The 16,552-nt window shown below is 64.2% G+C and carries 15 protein-coding genes; 5 read left to right on the top strand and 10 right to left on the bottom strand.

Annotation, left to right across the window (positions count from 1 at the left end; all coding sequences use genetic code 11):
- Window positions 1-58: 58 nt before the first annotated feature.
- Together glpK and glpD are read right to left on the bottom strand one after the other, a co-directional pair.
- Window positions 59-1,555: a glycerol kinase GlpK gene (gene glpK, locus QCE48_RS12510; protein WP_309787483.1), complete on the bottom strand. Its 1,497-nt coding sequence runs from the start codon at window positions 1,553-1,555 to the stop codon at window positions 59-61.
- 50 nt (window positions 1,556-1,605) lie between these two features.
- Window positions 1,606-3,162 carry a glycerol-3-phosphate dehydrogenase gene (gene glpD / locus QCE48_RS12505; RefSeq protein ID WP_309787484.1) on the bottom strand — a complete coding sequence of 519 codons (1,557 nt, stop codon included), beginning with the start codon at window positions 3,160-3,162 and terminating at the stop codon, window positions 1,606-1,608.
- A 223-nt stretch (window positions 3,163-3,385) separates the two neighbouring features.
- On the opposite strand from glpD, the gene QCE48_RS12500 reads away from it, so the two are divergent.
- Window positions 3,386-3,766: a hypothetical protein gene (locus QCE48_RS12500; RefSeq protein ID WP_309787485.1), complete on the top strand. Its 381-nt coding sequence runs from the start codon at window positions 3,386-3,388 to the stop codon at window positions 3,764-3,766.
- A 73-nt stretch (window positions 3,767-3,839) separates the two neighbouring features.
- Here the strand turns inward: QCE48_RS12500 and QCE48_RS12495 are convergent, their stop codons facing one another.
- Both QCE48_RS12495 and QCE48_RS12490 read right to left on the bottom strand, forming a co-directional pair.
- Window positions 3,840-4,037: a hypothetical protein gene (locus tag QCE48_RS12495; protein ID WP_062632610.1), complete on the bottom strand. Its 198-nt coding sequence runs from the start codon at window positions 4,035-4,037 to the stop codon at window positions 3,840-3,842.
- 305 nt (window positions 4,038-4,342) lie between these two features.
- Window positions 4,343-5,122 carry a DeoR/GlpR family DNA-binding transcription regulator gene (locus tag QCE48_RS12490; RefSeq protein ID WP_062632611.1) on the bottom strand — a complete coding sequence of 260 codons (780 nt, stop codon included), beginning with the start codon at window positions 5,120-5,122 and terminating at the stop codon, window positions 4,343-4,345.
- Window positions 5,123-5,374: 252 nt separating this feature from the next.
- Here QCE48_RS12490 and ggt point away from each other — a divergent pair, with 252 nt between their 5' ends.
- The 3 genes from ggt to QCE48_RS12475 all read left to right on the top strand — a co-directional run bounded on the left by ggt (window position 5,375) and on the right by QCE48_RS12475 (window position 8,830).
- On the top strand, window positions 5,375-7,012 hold the full coding sequence (gene ggt / locus QCE48_RS12485) for a gamma-glutamyltransferase (RefSeq protein ID WP_309787486.1): 1,638 nt from the start codon (window positions 5,375-5,377) through the stop codon (window positions 7,010-7,012).
- A 385-nt stretch (window positions 7,013-7,397) separates the two neighbouring features.
- Window positions 7,398-8,225, top strand: a complete 828-nt coding sequence (locus QCE48_RS12480) for a ferritin-like domain-containing protein (RefSeq protein WP_309787487.1) — start codon at window positions 7,398-7,400, stop codon at window positions 8,223-8,225.
- Between the two features lie 92 nt (window positions 8,226-8,317).
- A complete protein-coding gene (locus QCE48_RS12475) occupies window positions 8,318-8,830 on the top strand; it encodes a hypothetical protein (protein ID WP_309787488.1) in 513 nt (170 codons plus the stop codon).
- Window positions 8,831-8,879: 49 nt separating this feature from the next.
- Here the strand turns inward: QCE48_RS12475 and QCE48_RS12470 are convergent, their stop codons facing one another.
- The 4 genes from QCE48_RS12470 to QCE48_RS12455 form a co-directional block, all read right to left on the bottom strand.
- Complete coding sequence (locus QCE48_RS12470; RefSeq protein WP_309787489.1) at window positions 8,880-10,370, bottom strand: DEAD/DEAH box helicase; 1,491 nt, start codon at window positions 10,368-10,370, stop codon at window positions 8,880-8,882.
- A 247-nt stretch (window positions 10,371-10,617) separates the two neighbouring features.
- Window positions 10,618-11,238: a PAQR family membrane homeostasis protein TrhA gene (gene trhA / locus QCE48_RS12465; RefSeq protein ID WP_309787490.1), complete on the bottom strand. Its 621-nt coding sequence runs from the start codon at window positions 11,236-11,238 to the stop codon at window positions 10,618-10,620.
- A gap of 128 nt (window positions 11,239-11,366) precedes the next feature.
- Window positions 11,367-12,662 carry a cytochrome c gene (locus QCE48_RS12460; protein WP_309787491.1) on the bottom strand — a complete coding sequence of 432 codons (1,296 nt, stop codon included), beginning with the start codon at window positions 12,660-12,662 and terminating at the stop codon, window positions 11,367-11,369.
- A gap of 21 nt (window positions 12,663-12,683) precedes the next feature.
- The gene (locus QCE48_RS12455; protein WP_087631600.1) at window positions 12,684-13,427 is read right to left on the bottom strand and encodes a c-type cytochrome; all 744 of its coding nucleotides are present in this window, start codon (window positions 13,425-13,427) and stop codon (window positions 12,684-12,686) included.
- A 484-nt stretch (window positions 13,428-13,911) separates the two neighbouring features.
- On the opposite strand from QCE48_RS12455, the gene QCE48_RS12450 reads away from it, so the two are divergent.
- On the top strand, window positions 13,912-14,847 hold the full coding sequence (locus QCE48_RS12450; RefSeq protein ID WP_309787493.1) for a CopD family protein: 936 nt from the start codon (window positions 13,912-13,914) through the stop codon (window positions 14,845-14,847).
- 54 nt (window positions 14,848-14,901) lie between these two features.
- On the opposite strand, the gene QCE48_RS12445 is transcribed toward QCE48_RS12450, so the two are convergent.
- Window positions 14,902-15,204 (bottom strand): hypothetical protein, encoded by a 303-nt coding sequence (locus QCE48_RS12445; RefSeq protein WP_309787494.1) that lies wholly within the window; start codon window positions 15,202-15,204, stop codon window positions 14,902-14,904.
- Window positions 15,205-15,324: 120 nt separating this feature from the next.
- Complete coding sequence (gene dgoD / locus QCE48_RS12440; RefSeq protein ID WP_309787495.1) at window positions 15,325-16,473, bottom strand: galactonate dehydratase; 1,149 nt, start codon at window positions 16,471-16,473, stop codon at window positions 15,325-15,327.
- Window positions 16,474-16,552 lie beyond the last annotated feature (79 nt).

The raw sequence follows: 16,552 nt of genomic DNA, 5'->3' as shown, positions 1-16,552 counted from the left end.
ACAGCAGACCGGCGAAAGTTGCAGCACGGCGCGACCACGAATCTGCCGGAAAGCGACATCAGGCGTCCGCCCACGCCTTCGCCGCGTTGATCGCGCGTTGCCAGCCGGCGAGGCACGCGTCGACGTCCGCTTTTTGCATCGACGGCGTGAAGCGGCGTTCGAGCTTCCACTGCTGCTTTAATTCGTCGACGTCCTTCCAGTAGCCGACCGCAAGCCCCGCGAGATAGGCCGCGCCGAGCGCGGTGGTTTCCGCGACCTGCGGACGCACGACATCGACGCCGAGAATGTCGGCCTGGAACTGCATCAACAGATTGTTCGCGCATGCGCCGCCATCGACGCGCAGTTCGGCGATCGCGCCGCCCGAGTCCGCTTCCATCGCCTTCAGCACGTCGAGCGACTGATACGCGATCGAATCGAGCGCCGCGCGCGCAATATGGCCCGCGCTCGTGCCGCGCGTCACGCCGAACAGCGTGCCGCGCGCCCGCGCGTTCCAGTGCGGCGCGCCAAGACCCGCGAAGGCCGGCACGAGATAGACGCCGTCGCAATGCGGCACGCCGCGCGCGAGCGTTTCGATTTCGCTGGCGCTCTTGATGAGGCCGAGGCCGTCGCGCAGCCACTGCACGACTGCGCCCGCGATGAAGATGCTCCCCTCCAGCGCATACTTGACCTGGCCGCCGATCTGCCAGGCGATCGTCGTGACGAGGTTGTTGCGCGATTCGATCGGCTTGTCGCCGGTGTTCATCACGAGGAAGCAGCCGGTGCCGTAGGTGTTCTTCACCATGCCGGTTTCCGTGCACATCTGGCCGAAGAGGGCTGCGTGCTGGTCGCCAGCGATGCCGCCGAGCGCGATCTTCGATGCGAACACGGTGGTTTTGGTCGGCCCGTAGACTTCCGACGACGCTCGCACCTCGGGCAGCATGCTGCGCGGAATGTCGAGTGCGTCGAGCAGTTCGTCGTCCCATTGCAGCGTGTGGATGTTGAAGAGCATCGTGCGCGACGCGTTGGTGACGTCGGTGATGTGCAGTTCGTGCCGCGTGAAATTCCACACGAGCCAGCTGTCGACGGTGCCGAACGCGAGGCGTCCCTGCCGCGCCTTCTCGCGCGCGCCTTCGACGTTATCGAGAATCCAGCGGATCTTGGTGGCCGAGAAATACGAATCGATCGGCAAGCCGGTTTTCGCGCGGACTTTTTCTTCGAGTCCCTGCGACTTCAACTGGTCGCAGAAATCCGCAGTGCGCCGGTCCTGCCAGACGATCGCGTTGTAAATCGGATGGCCGGTGTCGCGGTCCCAGACGATGGTCGTCTCGCGCTGGTTCGTGATGCCGATCGCGGCGATCGACGTGCCGTTCAGACCCGCGCGCGTGACCGCTTCGGCCGCGACGCCCGCCTGCGTCGACCAGATTTCCTGCGGATCGTGTTCGACCCAGCCCGGCTGCGGATAGATCTGCTGGAATTCCTTCTGCGCCATCGACACAACGTTGCCGTTGCGGTCGAACAGCATGGCGCGGGAACTGGTCGTGCCCTGGTCGAGCGCGAGGACGTACTGATCCTGCATGGTCTTCTCCACTGGTTTTTTCAGGACGCTTTGTTTTCTATTCGATGCCTTCAAGGCGAGTGTAGCCGCGATGCCGCGCGCAATGACGGCGCGGTCGACGTCTCGCTTGCGAGCCACCGGTCGATGCGCCGGCTCACTTCGTCGAGCGACGCACGGCCGATATGCAACCCGAGTTTCGAGCGGCGCCACAGCACGTCCTCGGCGCGCAACGCCCATTCGTTGTCGCGCAGGTAGCGTAGTTCGGCTTCGTAGAGACCGGGCGCGAACGCTTCGCCGAGTTCTTCGACGGAGCGCGCCGCGCCGATCACCCGCGCCGCGCGCGTGCCGTACGCGCGCGCATAGCGGCGCGCGAGCGCGGGAGGAAGCCACGGATGATGCTGTTGCAGTTCGCGAAGAAAGCGCTCGAAGTCGGCATCGGCGAAGTCGCCGCCGGGCAGCGGCACGCCTTCGGTCCACGTGCGCGCGGGTGACTGCAACGCGTCGGCGAGCTTGTCGACCGCCTCTTGCGCGAGCTTGCGAAAGGTCGTGATCTTGCCGCCGAAGACGGACAGGAGCGGGGCGCCGCCGGCGTCGAGTTCGAGCAGATAGTCGCGCGTGACCGCCGACGCGTTCTCCGCCGTCTCGTCTTCGAGGAGCGGCCGCACGCCGGAGTAGCTCCAGCAGACGTCTTCCGGCGAGATGTGATGCTTGAAATAACGGTTGATCGAATCGCAGAGATAGCGGATTTCGTCGGCGCCGATTTCGACCTGCGACGCGTCGCCGCCGTATTCGATGTCGGTCGTGCCGATCAGGGTGTAGTCGGCCTCATAGGGAATCGCGAAGATGATTCGCTTGTCGGGGTTCTGGAAGATGTACGCGTGGTCGTGCGAGAACAGACGCTTCGTCACGATGTGGCTGCCTTTCACGAGCCGCACGCTGTGCCGCGTTCTCGTGTTGCCGAGCGCGCCCTTCAGCAGGTCGCCGACCCACGGACCCGCCGCGTTCGCGATGGCGCGGGCGCGCACCTCGATGCGCTCGCCAGCCGGCCCTTCGAGCGTCGCGTGCCATTCGCCCTCCGAGCGCTCGGCGTCGACGAGCCGCGTGCGCGTCAGGACGGTCGCGCCGCGCTCGTGCGCGTCGAGCGCGTTGAGGGCGACGAGGCGCGCATCGTCGACCCAGCCGTCGGAGTAGACGAAGCCGCGCCGGATCGAATCGACGAGCGGCTCGCCTGCCGGATGCCGGCGCATGTCGATGCCCCGCGAGCCGGGCAGCAATTCGCGCCGCGCGAGGTGATCGTAGAGAAAGAGGCCCGCGCGGATCATCCAGGCGGGACGCAGGTTCGGCATGTGCGGCATGACGAAGCGCAGCGGCCACATGATGTGCGGCGCGGCATGCAGCAACACCTCACGCTCCTGCAACGCCTTGCGCACGAGCTTGAATTCACCGTATTCCAGATAGCGTAGCCCGCCGTGAATGAGCTTCGTGCTCGACGACGACGTGTGCGACGCGAGGTCGTCCTTTTCACACAGCAGCACGGACAGGCCGCGGCCTGCCGCGTCGCGCGCGATGCCCGCACCGTTGATACCGCCGCCCACCACGAGCAAGTCGTACTGTCCGCGCTGCGTCACGTTGGTCTGCTCCCGTCCGCCAAAGGAAAATCTGACGAACCTGTAATGTTCGAATTCGAAATCTAACGAACATAAACGAAAAAGTAAAGTCGACCGAACGGGTTAGGTGTTTTCGCCGATGCCGGCACGCTTCGTCATTTCGGCGTACGCCATGTGGCCGAGTGGCGCGAATGCGCGCTCCGGCCGATACTTGGGCGTCGATGGAAACCAAGAGGTGGATGCGATGCGAAAGCTGTTTTGCGTGGGCGCGGCGGGCGCGCTATTGCTCGCGGGTTGCGTGGGCACGCCGAGTCTGAGCGGCACGACGGGCGCGCCGTCGTTCAGTGCGTTGCAGGAGATGTGTGGAAGCGCGTCGGCGGACTACGGCCCCGAAGCGCAGGACGTCTATTCGGCCTTCTTCGATGCCTACGTCGCGTTCAGGCGCAACGGGCTTTCGAAGGAGCGCTTCTGCGCGTTCCAGAGCGCGATCGCGGAACGGCACGCCGCCTACGCGGCCAATCCCGGCCCGCAGGCACAGAATGCGTGGGCGAGCTTTTTCCTCGATCAGCGCGCGCAGGCATTGAGTTGGCGTGCAGCCGTCGATCCGACGTTGCGGGCAGGATGATCGGGAAAGAACCCGCGCGCGGCGGCGAAGCCGGGCGCGGGCTTTCAACGGGGAAAAGCAAAGCAGAAGCGAGCTACGAGAACCGCTTGAATGCCTTCATCGTCGAGTCGCCTGAGGCCGTGAGGCGCCATTGTTGTCGTCCGGACGCGAGGTTTTCGAGCTGGACGAGTTGACGTTCGAGCAGGGCGTCGAGTTCTTCGCGCGCCATTTCGACTTGATTCGGAGCTTCCTGAACTAGCAGCAGCGTGGCAAATTCATGCGGACTCAGCATCTCGTGTTCTCCATGACGACAGAACGGCACATAAGTGACCGGCGATGGCCGGTGCTCAAGGCTCGCAACGTTGCGTGGGGGAACTGCAATAGCCGGGCAGACGCGGTGTTCTTCAGGCTTTTTGAGGCTGCGGGTGCCGGGAATCTGGATTGTAGGGAAAGTGTCTGACGAGTGCCAAACGGTTGCGGAAAATATTGAGTTTGACTTTTCATGGACGAGAAAGCGGTCCGTCGATGAAGCGAGTTCGAAGAATTCACTTGAACTTCGTGCCGCACTGCACACAACAACGCGGCTTCCGGGCGAGGCTAATCGGCGATGTAGACCTGCGTGCTGGCGGCCGCGAGTGCATCGGCCATTTCGGGCGGCGTCGGCGCGTCGGTGAAAAGGGCGTGGATCTGGTTCAGATGGCCGAGCCGCACGAGCGCGGGACGGCCGAATTTCGAGTGATCGGCCGCCAGAAAGACGGTGCGCGCGTGCTGGATGATTGCCTCGGCGACGCGCACTTCGCGCGTGTCGAAGTCGCGCAGCGTGCCGTCTTCCTCGATGCTCGAAGTGCCGATAATCGCGAAGTCGACCTTGAACTGACGAATGAAATCGATCGCCAGTTCGCCGACAATGCCCTTGTCCCACGGCCGCACGATGCCGCCGGTGACGAGCACTTCGCAATCGGGATAGCCGCCCATCATGCTTGCGACGTTCAGGTTGTTCGTGATGACGCGCAGCCCGCGGTGCCGGTTGAGCGCCCGCGCGACTTCTTCGGTGGTGGTGCCGAGGTTGATGAAGAGCGAAGCCTGATCGGGAATATGCGTGGCGACGAGCGCCGCGATGCGTCGCTTTTCGTCGTGGAACATGCGCTGGCGCGCGGTGTACGAGACGTTTTCCGAACTTGTCGGCAGGCTCGCGCCGCCGTGGTAGCGGCGCAGCAGGTTCATGTCGGAGAGCCAGTTGACGTCGCGACGGATGGTTTGCGGCGTCACCTCGAAATGCGCGGCGAGATCGTCTACGGTCACGAAGCCGTCGCGTTGCACCCAGTCGAGCAGTTCCTGCTGTCGTGCGTTCAAGGTGAGGCGGGGGTCTCGTGTCATGGCGATGTTCTTTTGCGAGCGGGCGCATCGTTTTGTTAGCCGTATTGTAAGTTGGAAATGTTCGAACGAACGACAGACCGATTCGGCGAGGTAGACTGATGTTAGGACTTCATTAACTTGATGTTGTTTTTCGCACGCGTTCGCGATGGAATGCTCGGCTTTCATGCGTTTCATTGCTTTTAAAAACCACGCGAGCCGCCGCCGGCCGTCCCGGCGCTCCCGGCGCGCCAGCCGCACCCGAACTGGAATCCCATGACCCGCTTCAACTGGCAAAACCCGTATCCGACGCCGCGTCTGCCCGTCTTCGCCCGCAACATCGTTTCCACTTCGCATCCGCTTGCCGCGCAAGCCGGTCTGCGCATGTTGTGGAAGGGCGGCAATGCTGTGGATGCCGCAATCGCCGCCGCGGCCGCGATCACCGTCGTCGAGCCGGTGTCGTGCGGTTTGGGCGGCGATGCGTTCGCACTCGTCTGGGACGGCGCGAAGCTGCACGGCCTGAATGCATCGGGCGTGTCGCCGGCGGCATGGAATGTCGACTACTTCAAAGGCAAATACGGCGAGGAGAACGGCCTCGCGAAGCAGCCGAAACGCGGCTGGGACGCCGTCACCGTGCCCGGCGTGATCGCGGGCTGGGAAGCGCTGCATGCGAAATTCGGCTCGCTGCCTTTCGGCGACCTGATGGAACCGGCCATCGAGATTGCCGAGCGCGGGCATGCCGTGGCGAGCATCGTCGCGTACAAATGGGCGGCGGCGGTGCCGGAACTGAAGGACCAGCCGGGTTTCGCCGATGTTTTCATGCCGCGCGGCCGCGCACCCGAAATCAGCGAACTGGTCCGCTTCCCCGGCCACGCGAAGACACTGCGCAAGCTGGCGGAGCAAGGCCCGCGCGCATTCTACGAAGGCGAGATCGCCGAGCGCATCGCGGCGTATGCGAAGGAAGGCGGCGCGGCGCTGACGGCCGCCGATCTGCGCAACTACCAGGCCGACTGGGTCGAGCCGATCAGCAAGGACTATCGCGGCCACACCGTGCACGAGATTCCGCCGAACGGGCAGGGCATCGCCGCGCTGATCGCGCTCGGCATCCTCGACAAGTTCGACGTCAACGCGCTCACCGTCGATCGTATCGAGTCGCAGCATCTGCAGATCGAGGCGATGAAGCTCGCTTTCGCCGACGTGTATCGCTATGTCGCCGATCCGCGCTCGATGGAAGTGACGCCCGAGCAGATGCTCGACGACGCCTACCTGACCGAACGCGCGAAGCTGATCGATCCGAAGAAAGCCACGCAATTCGACTTCGGCATGCCGAAGGCGGGCGGCACGATCTACATGTCGGTCGCGGACGAGCGCGGCATGATGGTGAGCTTCATCCAGTCCAATTACATGGGCTTCGGCTCGGGCGTCGTCGTGCCGGACACGGGCATTTCGCTGCAGAACCGCGGCTGCGGATTCTCGATGGATCCGAAGTCGGCGAACGTCGTCGAAGGCGGCAAGCGGCCGTTCCACACGATCATCCCGGCGTTTCTCACGCAGGAGGTCGACGGCAAACGCGAGGCGGTGATGAGCTTCGGCGTCATGGGCGGGGACATGCAGCCGCAGGGCCATTTGCAATCGATCGTGCGGATGCTCGACTACGGCCAGCAGCCGCAGGCCGCCTGCGATGCGCCGCGCTGGAAGGTGAATCACGACTTCACCATCGACATCGAATCGACGCTCTCCGTCGAAACGGCGCGTGCGCTCGAAGGGCTCGGCCACACGATCAAATCCGTCGACGACCCCTATATGGACTTCGGCTCGGGGCAGTACGTCTGGAAGCTGGACTGCAACGATCCGGAGCGCGGTTATGTCGCGGCAAGCGACAGCCGGCGCGACGGGCTCGCTGCCGGATTCTGATCATCGATTTGACGGGCGACAAGCTGGCGCCCGGTCACTAATCCGACAATTCCTGCGGTGCTCATAAGGGGCGGTCTACGGACCGCTTTCGACCTTTACAGAATGCTGTTTCAGTTCGGCCGTATTTGGCTAAAAAGCGCGGCTGGGGAATGAATCGTGCTCAGTAAAGCGCCGGCCTTAGGAACTATGCCTGCATTTCGCAAGTCCCTGAGGAGTCTGCAAATTCGTTGCAGGACGGCTAAGATGGAAAAAACGAGGCCGTCAATGGTCTGCTCACCGCCCGATGAAGCATTTCGAAGACGCTGCGACGGAACCGTTCGCGGCTTACCTGAACCTCCGGCTTCATGACCGGAGACGTGTTCAGTACAGCTTGGGAGCGCGCTACATGCACACTGACAATACTTATGTAATGCCATGGCGAATCGAGGACATCGACTTGAGCCGTATCGACAGGCACAAGGCGGTGTCGAACGAACATCTGCTGCTGTTGCTGTGTGCCTGTTCGTTCATCGAAAGCGGCACGGATTTGTACACGAGCAACCTGAGCAAGTATTTCAACGACGATCCGGAGATTTCCGCGTGGCTCAATAACGAGTGGGAGCCCGAGGAGATGCAGCATGGCCGCGCGCTGAAGACCTACATTCATCACGTGTGGCCCGAGTTCGACTGGGACACGGCATTCAGTAATTTTTTCGCGGAGTATTCGCTCACCTGTTCGATGGAAGATTTCGAAAAGAAGCGGGCGCTCGAGATGGTGGCGCGCTGCGTCGTCGAGACGGGCACGGCGACGCTCTATCGTGCGATCAACGAATGTTCCGACGAACCGGTGCTCAAGCAGATCACCGACAACATCCGTACCGACGAAGTCCGCCATTACAAGCATTTTTTCCGTTTTTTCAAGAAGTACAACCAAATCGAAGGCAATGGGCGCATGGCCGTGCTGGGCGCGCTGATGCGCCGCGTGCTCGAGCTCAAGAACGAAGATTCGGAAATCGCGCTGCGGCATGTGTTCGCAATCCGCTATCCGGAGCGTGTGCGCGATTCGGCGTACAACCGCGAACTGTCGTCGGATGTGAACAAGCTCGTGCGACGCAATCTGTCGGCCGACATGTGTGTGAAGATGCTGCTAAAGCCGCTCGACTTGCCCGCGCGCATCCAGCCGGGCCTGCTTTATCCGCTTGCGAAGATTACACAGCACGTGTTCTTCCGCTAGGCTTGACGCACCGCTCCGGGCTGGCTTGTCGCCGAATGCAAAGGCCCGCTTTCGCGGGCCTTTCGTTTTTCAACCATCGGAAGACAACGTCCATGACCCAGTCCGATTCCGCCGGCTCGCGGCCCATCGAGCAGAGCGCGTTCGACGAATGGCCGCCCGGGTTGCGTTCGCTCTTCGACGGCACGTCGATCGAGACCAAGGGTGGATTTACGGCGTCGCTGCTCGCCGTCGATGAGGCAGGGCGCGTGCGCACGTCGCTCTTGAGCCTCGGCGAACTGTTCGCGCCCGACACGCGCACGCTCGGCTTCGCGCTCTGGCCGAAGTCGCGCGCGGCGCAGGCAATCGCATCGACGGGCCGCGCGACGCTCACATTCGTCTTCGACGCAGCGTTCTATCAGGTTCAACTGGAAGCGCGTCCCGTGCCGCTCGATGACGCATCGCTCGCATGCTTCGTCGCGACCATCGAGACGGGCGAGTGGCAGCGCGTCGGCTATGCGCGGCTGACGAGCGGGATCGTTTTCGAACTGGACGACGGCGGGGCCGTGATGACGCGCTGGCGCGCGCAAGTCGAGATGCTGAAGCGGGCGGCGAGCGCCGCCGCTTGAGAGACGCGCGGGCGCGCGTTCATCGAACGGCGCCCGCCTTGCTGCGGATTTAACGCCCGCGCTGGCCCGAACGCGGCGTGTCGCGGCGGCCGTTGCCGCCTTCGTTGCGCGGCTTGCTACCGAGCAGCGCGCCCGGATTCGGCGACAGCCCGTTGCGCTGACCGTTCGAATGCGCCGCGCGCGGCGCGTCGGTCTTGCCGTTGGGCTTCGGCGCCGCGGGTTTTTGCGACGAGCGCGAGCCGGTGTTATTGCCGCCCGCGGGCTTGGCGCCCGCCGGCTTCGCACCGCCGTTGCCGCCTGCGCCGTCGCGTCGCGGCGCGCCTTGTCCCTGACGCGGCGAGCGCTGGCCGCCGCCGCCGCCCTGGCTGCGGCGCTGAATCGGCTCGGCCTTCGCGTTCGGGTCCGGTTCGAAGCCTTCGATCACTTCCTGCGGAATCGGACGCTTGATGAGCCGCTCGATGTCCTTCAGCAGTTGATGCTCGTCGACGCAAACCAGCGACACCGCTTCGCCCGTCGCGCCCGCGCGGCCCGTGCGGCCGATCCGGTGCACGTAGTCTTCCGGCACGTTCGGCAAGTCGTAATTCACAACGTGCGGAAGCTGGTCGATATCGATGCCGCGCGCGGCGATATCCGTCGCGACGAGCACCTGCAGCGTCTGGTCCTTGAATTCGGCGAGCGCGCGCGTGCGCGCCGACTGGCTCTTGTTGCCGTGAATCGCGAGCGCGCTGATGCCGTCCTTGCCGAGCTGCTCGGCGAGGCGGTTCGCGCCGTGCTTCGTGCGCGTGAAGACGAGCACCTGGAACCAGTTGTGACGCTTGATCAGGTGCGTGAGCATTTCACGCTTCTTGTCACGATCGACGGGGTGGATCTTTTGCGCGACCGTCTCGGCCGTCGTGTTGCGCCGCGCGACTTCGATCAGCGCGGGCGAGTCGAGCAGGTTGTCGGCGAGCGTCTTGATTTCGTCGGAGAAGGTGGCCGAGAACAGCAGATTCTGGCGCTTCGGCGGCAGCTTCGCGAGCACGCGCTTGATGTCGTGAATGAAGCCCATGTCGAGCATGCGGTCGGCTTCGTCGAGCACGAGAATCTCGATATGCGACAGGTCGATGGTCTTCTGCTGCATGTGATCGAGCAGACGCCCCGGCGTCGCCACGACGATATCGATGCCGCGTTTCAACGCATCGATCTGCGGGTTGATGCCGACGCCGCCGAACATCACGGTCGACTTCAGCTTCAGGTACTTGCCATAGGCGCGCACGCTTTCCTCGACCTGTGCGGCGAGTTCGCGCGTGGGCGTGAGGATCAGCGCGCGGACGTGGCGCTTGGCGCCTGCGGGCGCGGGCGCCATCTGCGAGAGACGCTGCAGGATCGGCAGCGTGAAGCCGGCGGTCTTGCCGGTGCCGGTTTGCGCGCCGGCGAGGAGGTCGCCGCCGTTCAGGACGGCCGGAATCGCCTGGAGCTGGATCGGCGTGGGGCTCGTGTAGCCAAGTTCGTTGACGGCACGCAGCAAGGGTTCGGACAAGCCGAGAGAATCAAAAGACATAGAGTGTTCGCACTTTCGGTATGACGACCGGCGCTGACGCTTCATGGCCGCCAATGCGGCCTGTGCGCTGACTTCAGCGCGCGGGCGACGATCGAGGAAATCGGGCGGCATGGCGTCCGGCGCGCGTTTCTCGCTACCGGACACGTCGAAGATGCCGCGAAGTTCGGCGCGCTATCAAGACACGTCGACTGGCGTTAAGTTGCATCCAGCTCGCTTGACGAGCGTGTCATGCACGCTCATGCGCGTCTCACGCGACATAGCGCGCGACGCTGACGAATTGACACAGGCTGCCTGCCAGCACGAACAGGTGCCAGATGCCGTGGCCGTGCCGGATGCGCTCGTCGTTGATGAAAAAATAGATACCGGCGCTATAGTTCACGCCGCCCGCCACCAGCCACGCAGTGCCTGCGGGCGGCAGCGCCGAAACGAGCGGACGGACGGCTACGAGCGCGAGCCAGCCCATCAACACGTAAAGCACCATCGAAACGCTGCGGGTTCGGCGCCCGAGCGTGAGTTCCTGCACGATGCCGAGGACAGCGAGCCCCCAGCTCACGCCGAACAGCGACCAGCCCCACGGACCACGCAACGTGACGAGCGTGAACGGGGTGTAGCTGCCTGCGATCAGCAAGTAGATTGCCGAATGATCGCATTTTTGCAGTACCGCCTTGACGCGCGGATTGCGCGCCCAGTGATACAGCGTCGAAATGGCGTACAGCGCGAAGAGCATCGCGCCGTAGATCGCGAAACTCACGATCTTGTACGGATCGCCTTCGAACGAGGCCATCGTGACGAGCGCCGCCAGTCCTGCCACCGACAGCACCGTGCCGATCAGGTGACTGATACTGTTGAAACGCTCGCCAAAAACCATTGCTTGTCCTCGTTGCGGGCACGCTGAAAACGCTTCGAGCCGAACGTGCCGACCACCAAAAACAAGGGGCGCGGCCCCGACTCGAAGGCTGCGCCCCAGCATCTATTGTACGCTGTCTGCGGTTATTGTCAGTCGAGCGGCGCCGATCTCAGATTGCTGACCTGTTGCGGCGACACCGGCGTGCCGTGGTTGCCCCACGACATACGGATGTACGTCACGACCGCGGCGACTTCCGTATCCGAGAGCGCCTGCGCGAACGGCGGCATGCCGTGCGGCATCGGGTTGCCGCCCGTGCTCGGCGGATAACCGCCGTTGAGCGTCATGCGGATCGGGTTGACGGCCGACGGCATCTGGATCGACTGGTTGTTCGCGAGCGGCGGATAAGCCGGCGGCTTGCCGAGCCCGTTCTCCGCGTGACACTTCGCGCAGTTCTCCGTGTAGACCTTCTTGCCCGTCTGCAGCAGTTCGGTGCCGAACTTCTCCGACGTCTCGAGCTGCATCGTTTCCGGCGCTTCCTTCTTCTGCGGGATCGACTTGAGATACGTCGACATCGCGTTGATGTCCGCGTCGGACATGTACTGCAGGCTGTTGTGGACCACTTCGGCCATCGGCCCGAACACCGCGCCGCGCTGCGACACGCCGGTCTTCAGCAGGTCGTTGATGTCCTTGATGTCCCAGTCGCCGAGGCCGGCTTCCTTGTTCGACGTGAGCGACGGCGCGTACCAGTTCTGCAGCGGGATCAGGCCGCCGGCGAACGCCGCCGAGCTGACCGGACCGCCCATCGCGTTGATCGACGTGTGGCACATGCCGCAGTGGCCGAGGCCTTCGACGAGATACGCGCCGCGGTTCCATTCGACCGACTTCGTCGGGTCCGGCTTGTACTCGCCTTCGCTGAAGAACAGCGTGCGCCAGCCGATCAGCAGATTGCGGTTGTTGAACGGGAAGCGCAGTTCGTGCGGACGGCTCGCGACCGACACCGGCGGGACCGAGCGCAGGTAGGCGTAGATGGCGTCCGAGTCGGCGCGCGTGACCTTCGTGTAGCTCGTGAACGGGAAGCCCGGGTACAGCAGGCTGCCGTCTTTCGACCGGCCCGTGTGCATCGCGCGATAGAAGTCATCCGACGTCCACTTGCCGATGCCGAACTGGTCGTCCGGCGTGATGTTCGGCGTGAACATCGTGCCGAACGGCGTTGCCATCGGCAGGCCGCCGCCGAATTCCTTGCCGCCGCGCACCGTGTGGCACGCGATACAGTCGCCCGCGCGGGCGAGATACTCGCCCTGCTTGACGAGCGCGGCTTTGTCCGCGGGCGTGGCCGCGACGGCGCCGCCCGAATGGAGAGTGTCGCCGCCCGACCAGAGGACGGCGCCGGCTGCGACGGCTGCCACGACGACAGCCGAAAGTGCGAACAGGGACTTGCGTTTCATTGTGTTGTCGCTCCTCGCGCCTTATTGCGGTTCGCTGCCGCAGGTGAGCGGCATCTTCAACGAGCCAGCGGGCGCGGGCACCGGGTTGGCGGGTGCGGTTTGCGTCGAGAGCCATGCGGCGACGGCGGTGACGTCGTCGTCCGTCAGGCGGGAGGCGATTTGCTGCATGCAGTCAGGCGCCTTCGCGTGACGCGTGCCCGAACGCCATGCGCCGACCTGCGCGCTGATGTAGTCGGCGTGCAGGCCGACAAGACCCGGAATGGCCGGCTGCATGCCGGTCAGCGGTTTGCCGTGACATGCGGCGCAGGCAGGAATCTGTTTAGATGCGTCGCCGTTCAGCACGATCTGCTGGCCGCGCGCGAGCGTGGACTGCGACACGTTGCTCTTCGCGGGCTGAGGATACGGCGGGCGCTGCTGCGAGAAATACGTCGCGATCTGATGGAGGTAGTCGTCCGAGAGATACGTGACGAGGTAGTTCATCGGCGGGTACTTGCGGCGCCCTTCGCGGAAATTCTGCAACTGGTTGTACAGGTAGTCGGCGGGCTTGCCGGCAAGACGCGGGAAATAGTCGTTGTCCGTGCCTTCGCCGTGCACGCCGTGGCACGCGGTGCAGCCTTGCACGCGGGCGGCCATCGTATCAGGGGCGATCGGCTGGTTTTGCGCCTGCGCGGCATTGAAAGCGCCAGCGCTGCCAATCAGTGCCAGGCCGAGCAACGAGGCGAGCAGCGGACGGTATTTGCGTCTTGAAGACACGCGACACTCCATGAAATTCGGGGACCTGCCGAGCTTCGTTCGGCTCGGTGCGAAAGTGGCGAACTACTCAGTGGCGAGCTCGTGTACCGAGCGAAGCTGCTACCACAAAAGGCTCGACGAGCCTCTGATGCGACGCGGCATTCTATCATCGTTGCATGATGATGACTATTTGGGCTTGGCCTTCCACGGCGGGCGCTGCGGCGTTTCCGCGACAATTTGTCACGTAGTTTCGACGCTGCCGATTGGCGCGCACGATGGCCTTGTCACGGGCTTTTTGCTCGCGCCGCATCGACAAACCTTCGACCCGCGGCCGCCCCGTTCGGGGTGGGCAAAAGTATCAAGGCGTTTCAATACGTGCATGTGAAGCGCCCGTTCGACTAGACTTCGCGGGCTGCATGCGTCCTCTTTCATCCCTGCCGACCGTTCTTTTCCTCTCGATGACGTCCGTATCGCAATCACCGATCCCGCCTGCCCGTCCGACCGCCGGGGAGCGCCCATGAACGACGATCCGCTCTGGCTCGCGCAGGTCGCTTTCGCCGCGCTCGGCGACATCGCCTTCGCCTCGACGCTCGGCGCCGTCCTCATGAACGGATGGCTCTCGAAGGAGAAAGCCTTCGCCGCGATCTCGCCCGCGCGCTTCGGCTGGACGCGCGCGCGGCGCATCGGTTCGGGTGGCGCGCTCGTGCTCGCGTTCGCGAATCTCGTGCTGCTGTGGCTGCAGGCGGCATCGATGAGCGGCGTGCCGGTCATGGAGGCGGGCGCGTCGGTGTGGACGGTTCTCACGGCGACGCACGCCGGCACCGGCTGGGCGATTGCATTCGCCGGCAGCGTGCTGCTCGTGCTCGCCACCGCATCCGGTGCGCCGATGGGCGCCGGGCGGCTCGCGTTCGCCGCATTCGCCGCGCTCGTCGCGGCGGCGGGCAAGGCGTCGGTCGGACATGCGGCCGATGCGGGCGCGTTTTCGGTCGCCGAGGTCGTGCAGACGCTGCATCTGCTCGCGACGGGCGTCTGGGGCGGCGTCGTGATCGCGGGCGCGTTCGCGGTGCTGCCCGCGCTCGGGACATCGCTTGCGCGCGCGTTTCTGATCCGCATCGCCGGAAAGATGTCGACGATCGCGGTGGTCGCGGTCGTGCTCGTCATCGCGACGGGCGTCTTCAACGCGCTGCGTGGGCTCGGCGGCGCGGCGAGCGTGTTGCAGGAGAGCGTCTGGGGGCACGTGCTGATCGTGAAGGCCGTGCTCGTCGCGACGGCGCTGATCTTCGGCGGCCTCAACCGGTGGTCGGCGTTGCCGCGCTTGCAGCGCACGGCGTCGACGGTCGATGCGCATACCGTCACGAACGTGATGCGCGTCGAAGGTCTGCTGATGATCGGGGTATTCGTGGCGGCGTCGGTGCTGTCGCACAGCGTGCCGGGATTCGCGTTCGGCGGATAAGGCCGCGCGGTTACGGCTGGCTTCCCGGCTGGGAAGTTCAGCCGGTTCGCGCGTTCATTCGTAGCCCAGCCTGTGACTGACGATCGGCGCGCAGAAGAGCGCCACCGCGCAACCCGCCGCCTTGCCCTGCAATTCGACGAACGCCCAGTGCGATTCGGGCGAGAAGGCGAGCGCATCGACGAGTTGCGGCAGACAGAAGATCACCGCCGCGCCGGTGAAGCAGTGCGTGACCGTCGAGATGCGCCAGCCGTGTTGCACGCCGAGCGCCGCGCCGATCACGCGCATCACGCCAAACAGGACCAGCGCGCCGACGGCCATCTGGGCGCGGACATACTCGTCGGGGAAAGCGTAATACATGCTCGTTTCTCAAGGCGTTGGCAGTTAGTTGTCCAAGCATAACTGCAACGTCCCGGACCGGTATGTAGGAGAGCGCGCAAAAAAGGGCGGAAACATCGTCAGAAGCGCCGCCCGTCTTTGTCACCACTCCGCGACGCTGCCGTCCGCGTGACGCCACACCGGATTGCGCCAGCGATGACCGATCTTCGCCATCTCACGCACCTTCTCCTCGTTCACTTCGATGCCGAGCCCCGGACCCTGCGGAATCGCGACCATGCCGTCTTCGTACTTGAAGACCTCCGGATTGCGGATGTAGTCGAGCAGGTCGTTGCCCTTGTTGTAATGGATGCCAAGGCTCTGCTCCTGGATGAACGCGTTGTAGCTGACCGCATCGAGTTGCAGGCAGCACGCGAGCGCGATCGGTCCGAGCGGGCAGTGCAGCGCCAGCGCCACGTCGTAGGCCTCCGCCATCGACGCGATCTTGCGGCATTCCGTGATCCCGCCCGCATGCGACGCGTCCGGCTGGATGATGTCGACATAGCCGCCCGCCAGGACGTGCTTGAAGTCCCACCGCGAGTAAAGCCGCTCGCCGAGCGCGATCGGCGTGCTCGTCTGGTTGACGATGTCGCGCAACGCCTCCGCGTTCTCCGACAGCACCGGCTCCTCGATGAACATCAGCTTGTACGGGTCGAGTTCCTTCGCGAGCACCTTCGCCATCGGCTTGTGCACGCGGCCGTGGAAATCCACGCCGATGCCCACGTTCGGACCAACCGCCTCGCGCACGGCGCGCACGTTGTCGATCACGCCTTGCACCTTGTCGAAAGTGTCGATGATCTGCAGCTCTTCCGAGCCGTTCATCTTGATCGCCTTGAAGCCGCGCTCGACCACGGCGCGCGCATTGTTCGCGACGTCGCTCGGACGGTCGCCGCCGATCCACGAATACACCTTGATCCTGTCGCGCACCTGGCCGCCGAGCAGCGCGTGCACGGGCACGCCGTGATGCTTGCCCTTGATGTCCCACAGCGCCTGGTCGACGCCCGCGATCGCGCTCATGCCGATCGGCCCGCCGCGATAGAAGCCCGAGCGGTACATCACCTGCCAGTGGTCTTCGATAAGAAGCGGGTCCTTTCCGATCAGATAGTCGGCGAGTTCGTCGACGGCGGCGGCGACCGTGTGCGCGCGCCCTTCGACGACCGGCTCGCCCCAGCCGACGAGGCCTTCGTCGGTTTCGATCTTGAGGAAGCACCAGCGCGGCGGAACGATGAAGGTTTCGAGTTTGGTGATTTTCATGAGTAGCGTCTCCAGGCGTGAAATGACATGCTATCAAAAAATCTAGTTGTGGTCGTATTAATAGTACTATTGAGATTGA

The organism is Caballeronia sp. LZ024, from assembly GCF_031451455.1.
Taxonomy (GTDB): domain Bacteria; phylum Pseudomonadota; class Gammaproteobacteria; order Burkholderiales; family Burkholderiaceae; genus Caballeronia; species Caballeronia telluris.
Note: the sequence above shows the minus strand (reverse complement) of the source record. Positions and strands in the feature narration are given on the sequence as shown.

Excerpts from the sequence above, each read along its gene's own strand:
- glpK (WP_309787483.1), bottom strand. The coding sequence starts at position 1,555 with ATGCAGGATCAGTACGTCCTCGCGCTCGACCAGGGCACGACCAGTTCC.
- QCE48_RS12500 (WP_309787485.1), top strand. The coding sequence starts at position 3,386 with ATGCGAAAGCTGTTTTGCGTGGGCGCGGCGGGCGCGCTATTGCTCGCG.
- QCE48_RS12495 (WP_062632610.1), bottom strand. The coding sequence starts at position 4,037 with ATGCTGAGTCCGCATGAATTTGCCACGCTGCTGCTAGTTCAGGAAGCT.
- QCE48_RS12490 (WP_062632611.1), bottom strand. The coding sequence starts at position 5,122 with ATGACACGAGACCCCCGCCTCACCTTGAACGCACGACAGCAGGAACTG.
- ggt (WP_309787486.1), top strand. The coding sequence starts at position 5,375 with ATGACCCGCTTCAACTGGCAAAACCCGTATCCGACGCCGCGTCTGCCC.
- QCE48_RS12480 (WP_309787487.1), top strand. The coding sequence starts at position 7,398 with ATGCACACTGACAATACTTATGTAATGCCATGGCGAATCGAGGACATC.
- QCE48_RS12475 (WP_309787488.1), top strand. The coding sequence starts at position 8,318 with ATGACCCAGTCCGATTCCGCCGGCTCGCGGCCCATCGAGCAGAGCGCG.
- QCE48_RS12470 (WP_309787489.1), bottom strand. The coding sequence starts at position 10,370 with ATGTCTTTTGATTCTCTCGGCTTGTCCGAACCCTTGCTGCGTGCCGTC.
- trhA (WP_309787490.1), bottom strand. The coding sequence starts at position 11,238 with ATGGTTTTTGGCGAGCGTTTCAACAGTATCAGTCACCTGATCGGCACG.
- QCE48_RS12460 (WP_309787491.1), bottom strand. The coding sequence starts at position 12,662 with ATGAAACGCAAGTCCCTGTTCGCACTTTCGGCTGTCGTCGTGGCAGCC.
- QCE48_RS12455 (WP_087631600.1), bottom strand. The coding sequence starts at position 13,427 with ATGGAGTGTCGCGTGTCTTCAAGACGCAAATACCGTCCGCTGCTCGCC.
- QCE48_RS12450 (WP_309787493.1), top strand. The coding sequence starts at position 13,912 with ATGAACGACGATCCGCTCTGGCTCGCGCAGGTCGCTTTCGCCGCGCTC.
- QCE48_RS12445 (WP_309787494.1), bottom strand. The coding sequence starts at position 15,204 with ATGTATTACGCTTTCCCCGACGAGTATGTCCGCGCCCAGATGGCCGTC.
- dgoD (WP_309787495.1), bottom strand. The coding sequence starts at position 16,473 with ATGAAAATCACCAAACTCGAAACCTTCATCGTTCCGCCGCGCTGGTGC.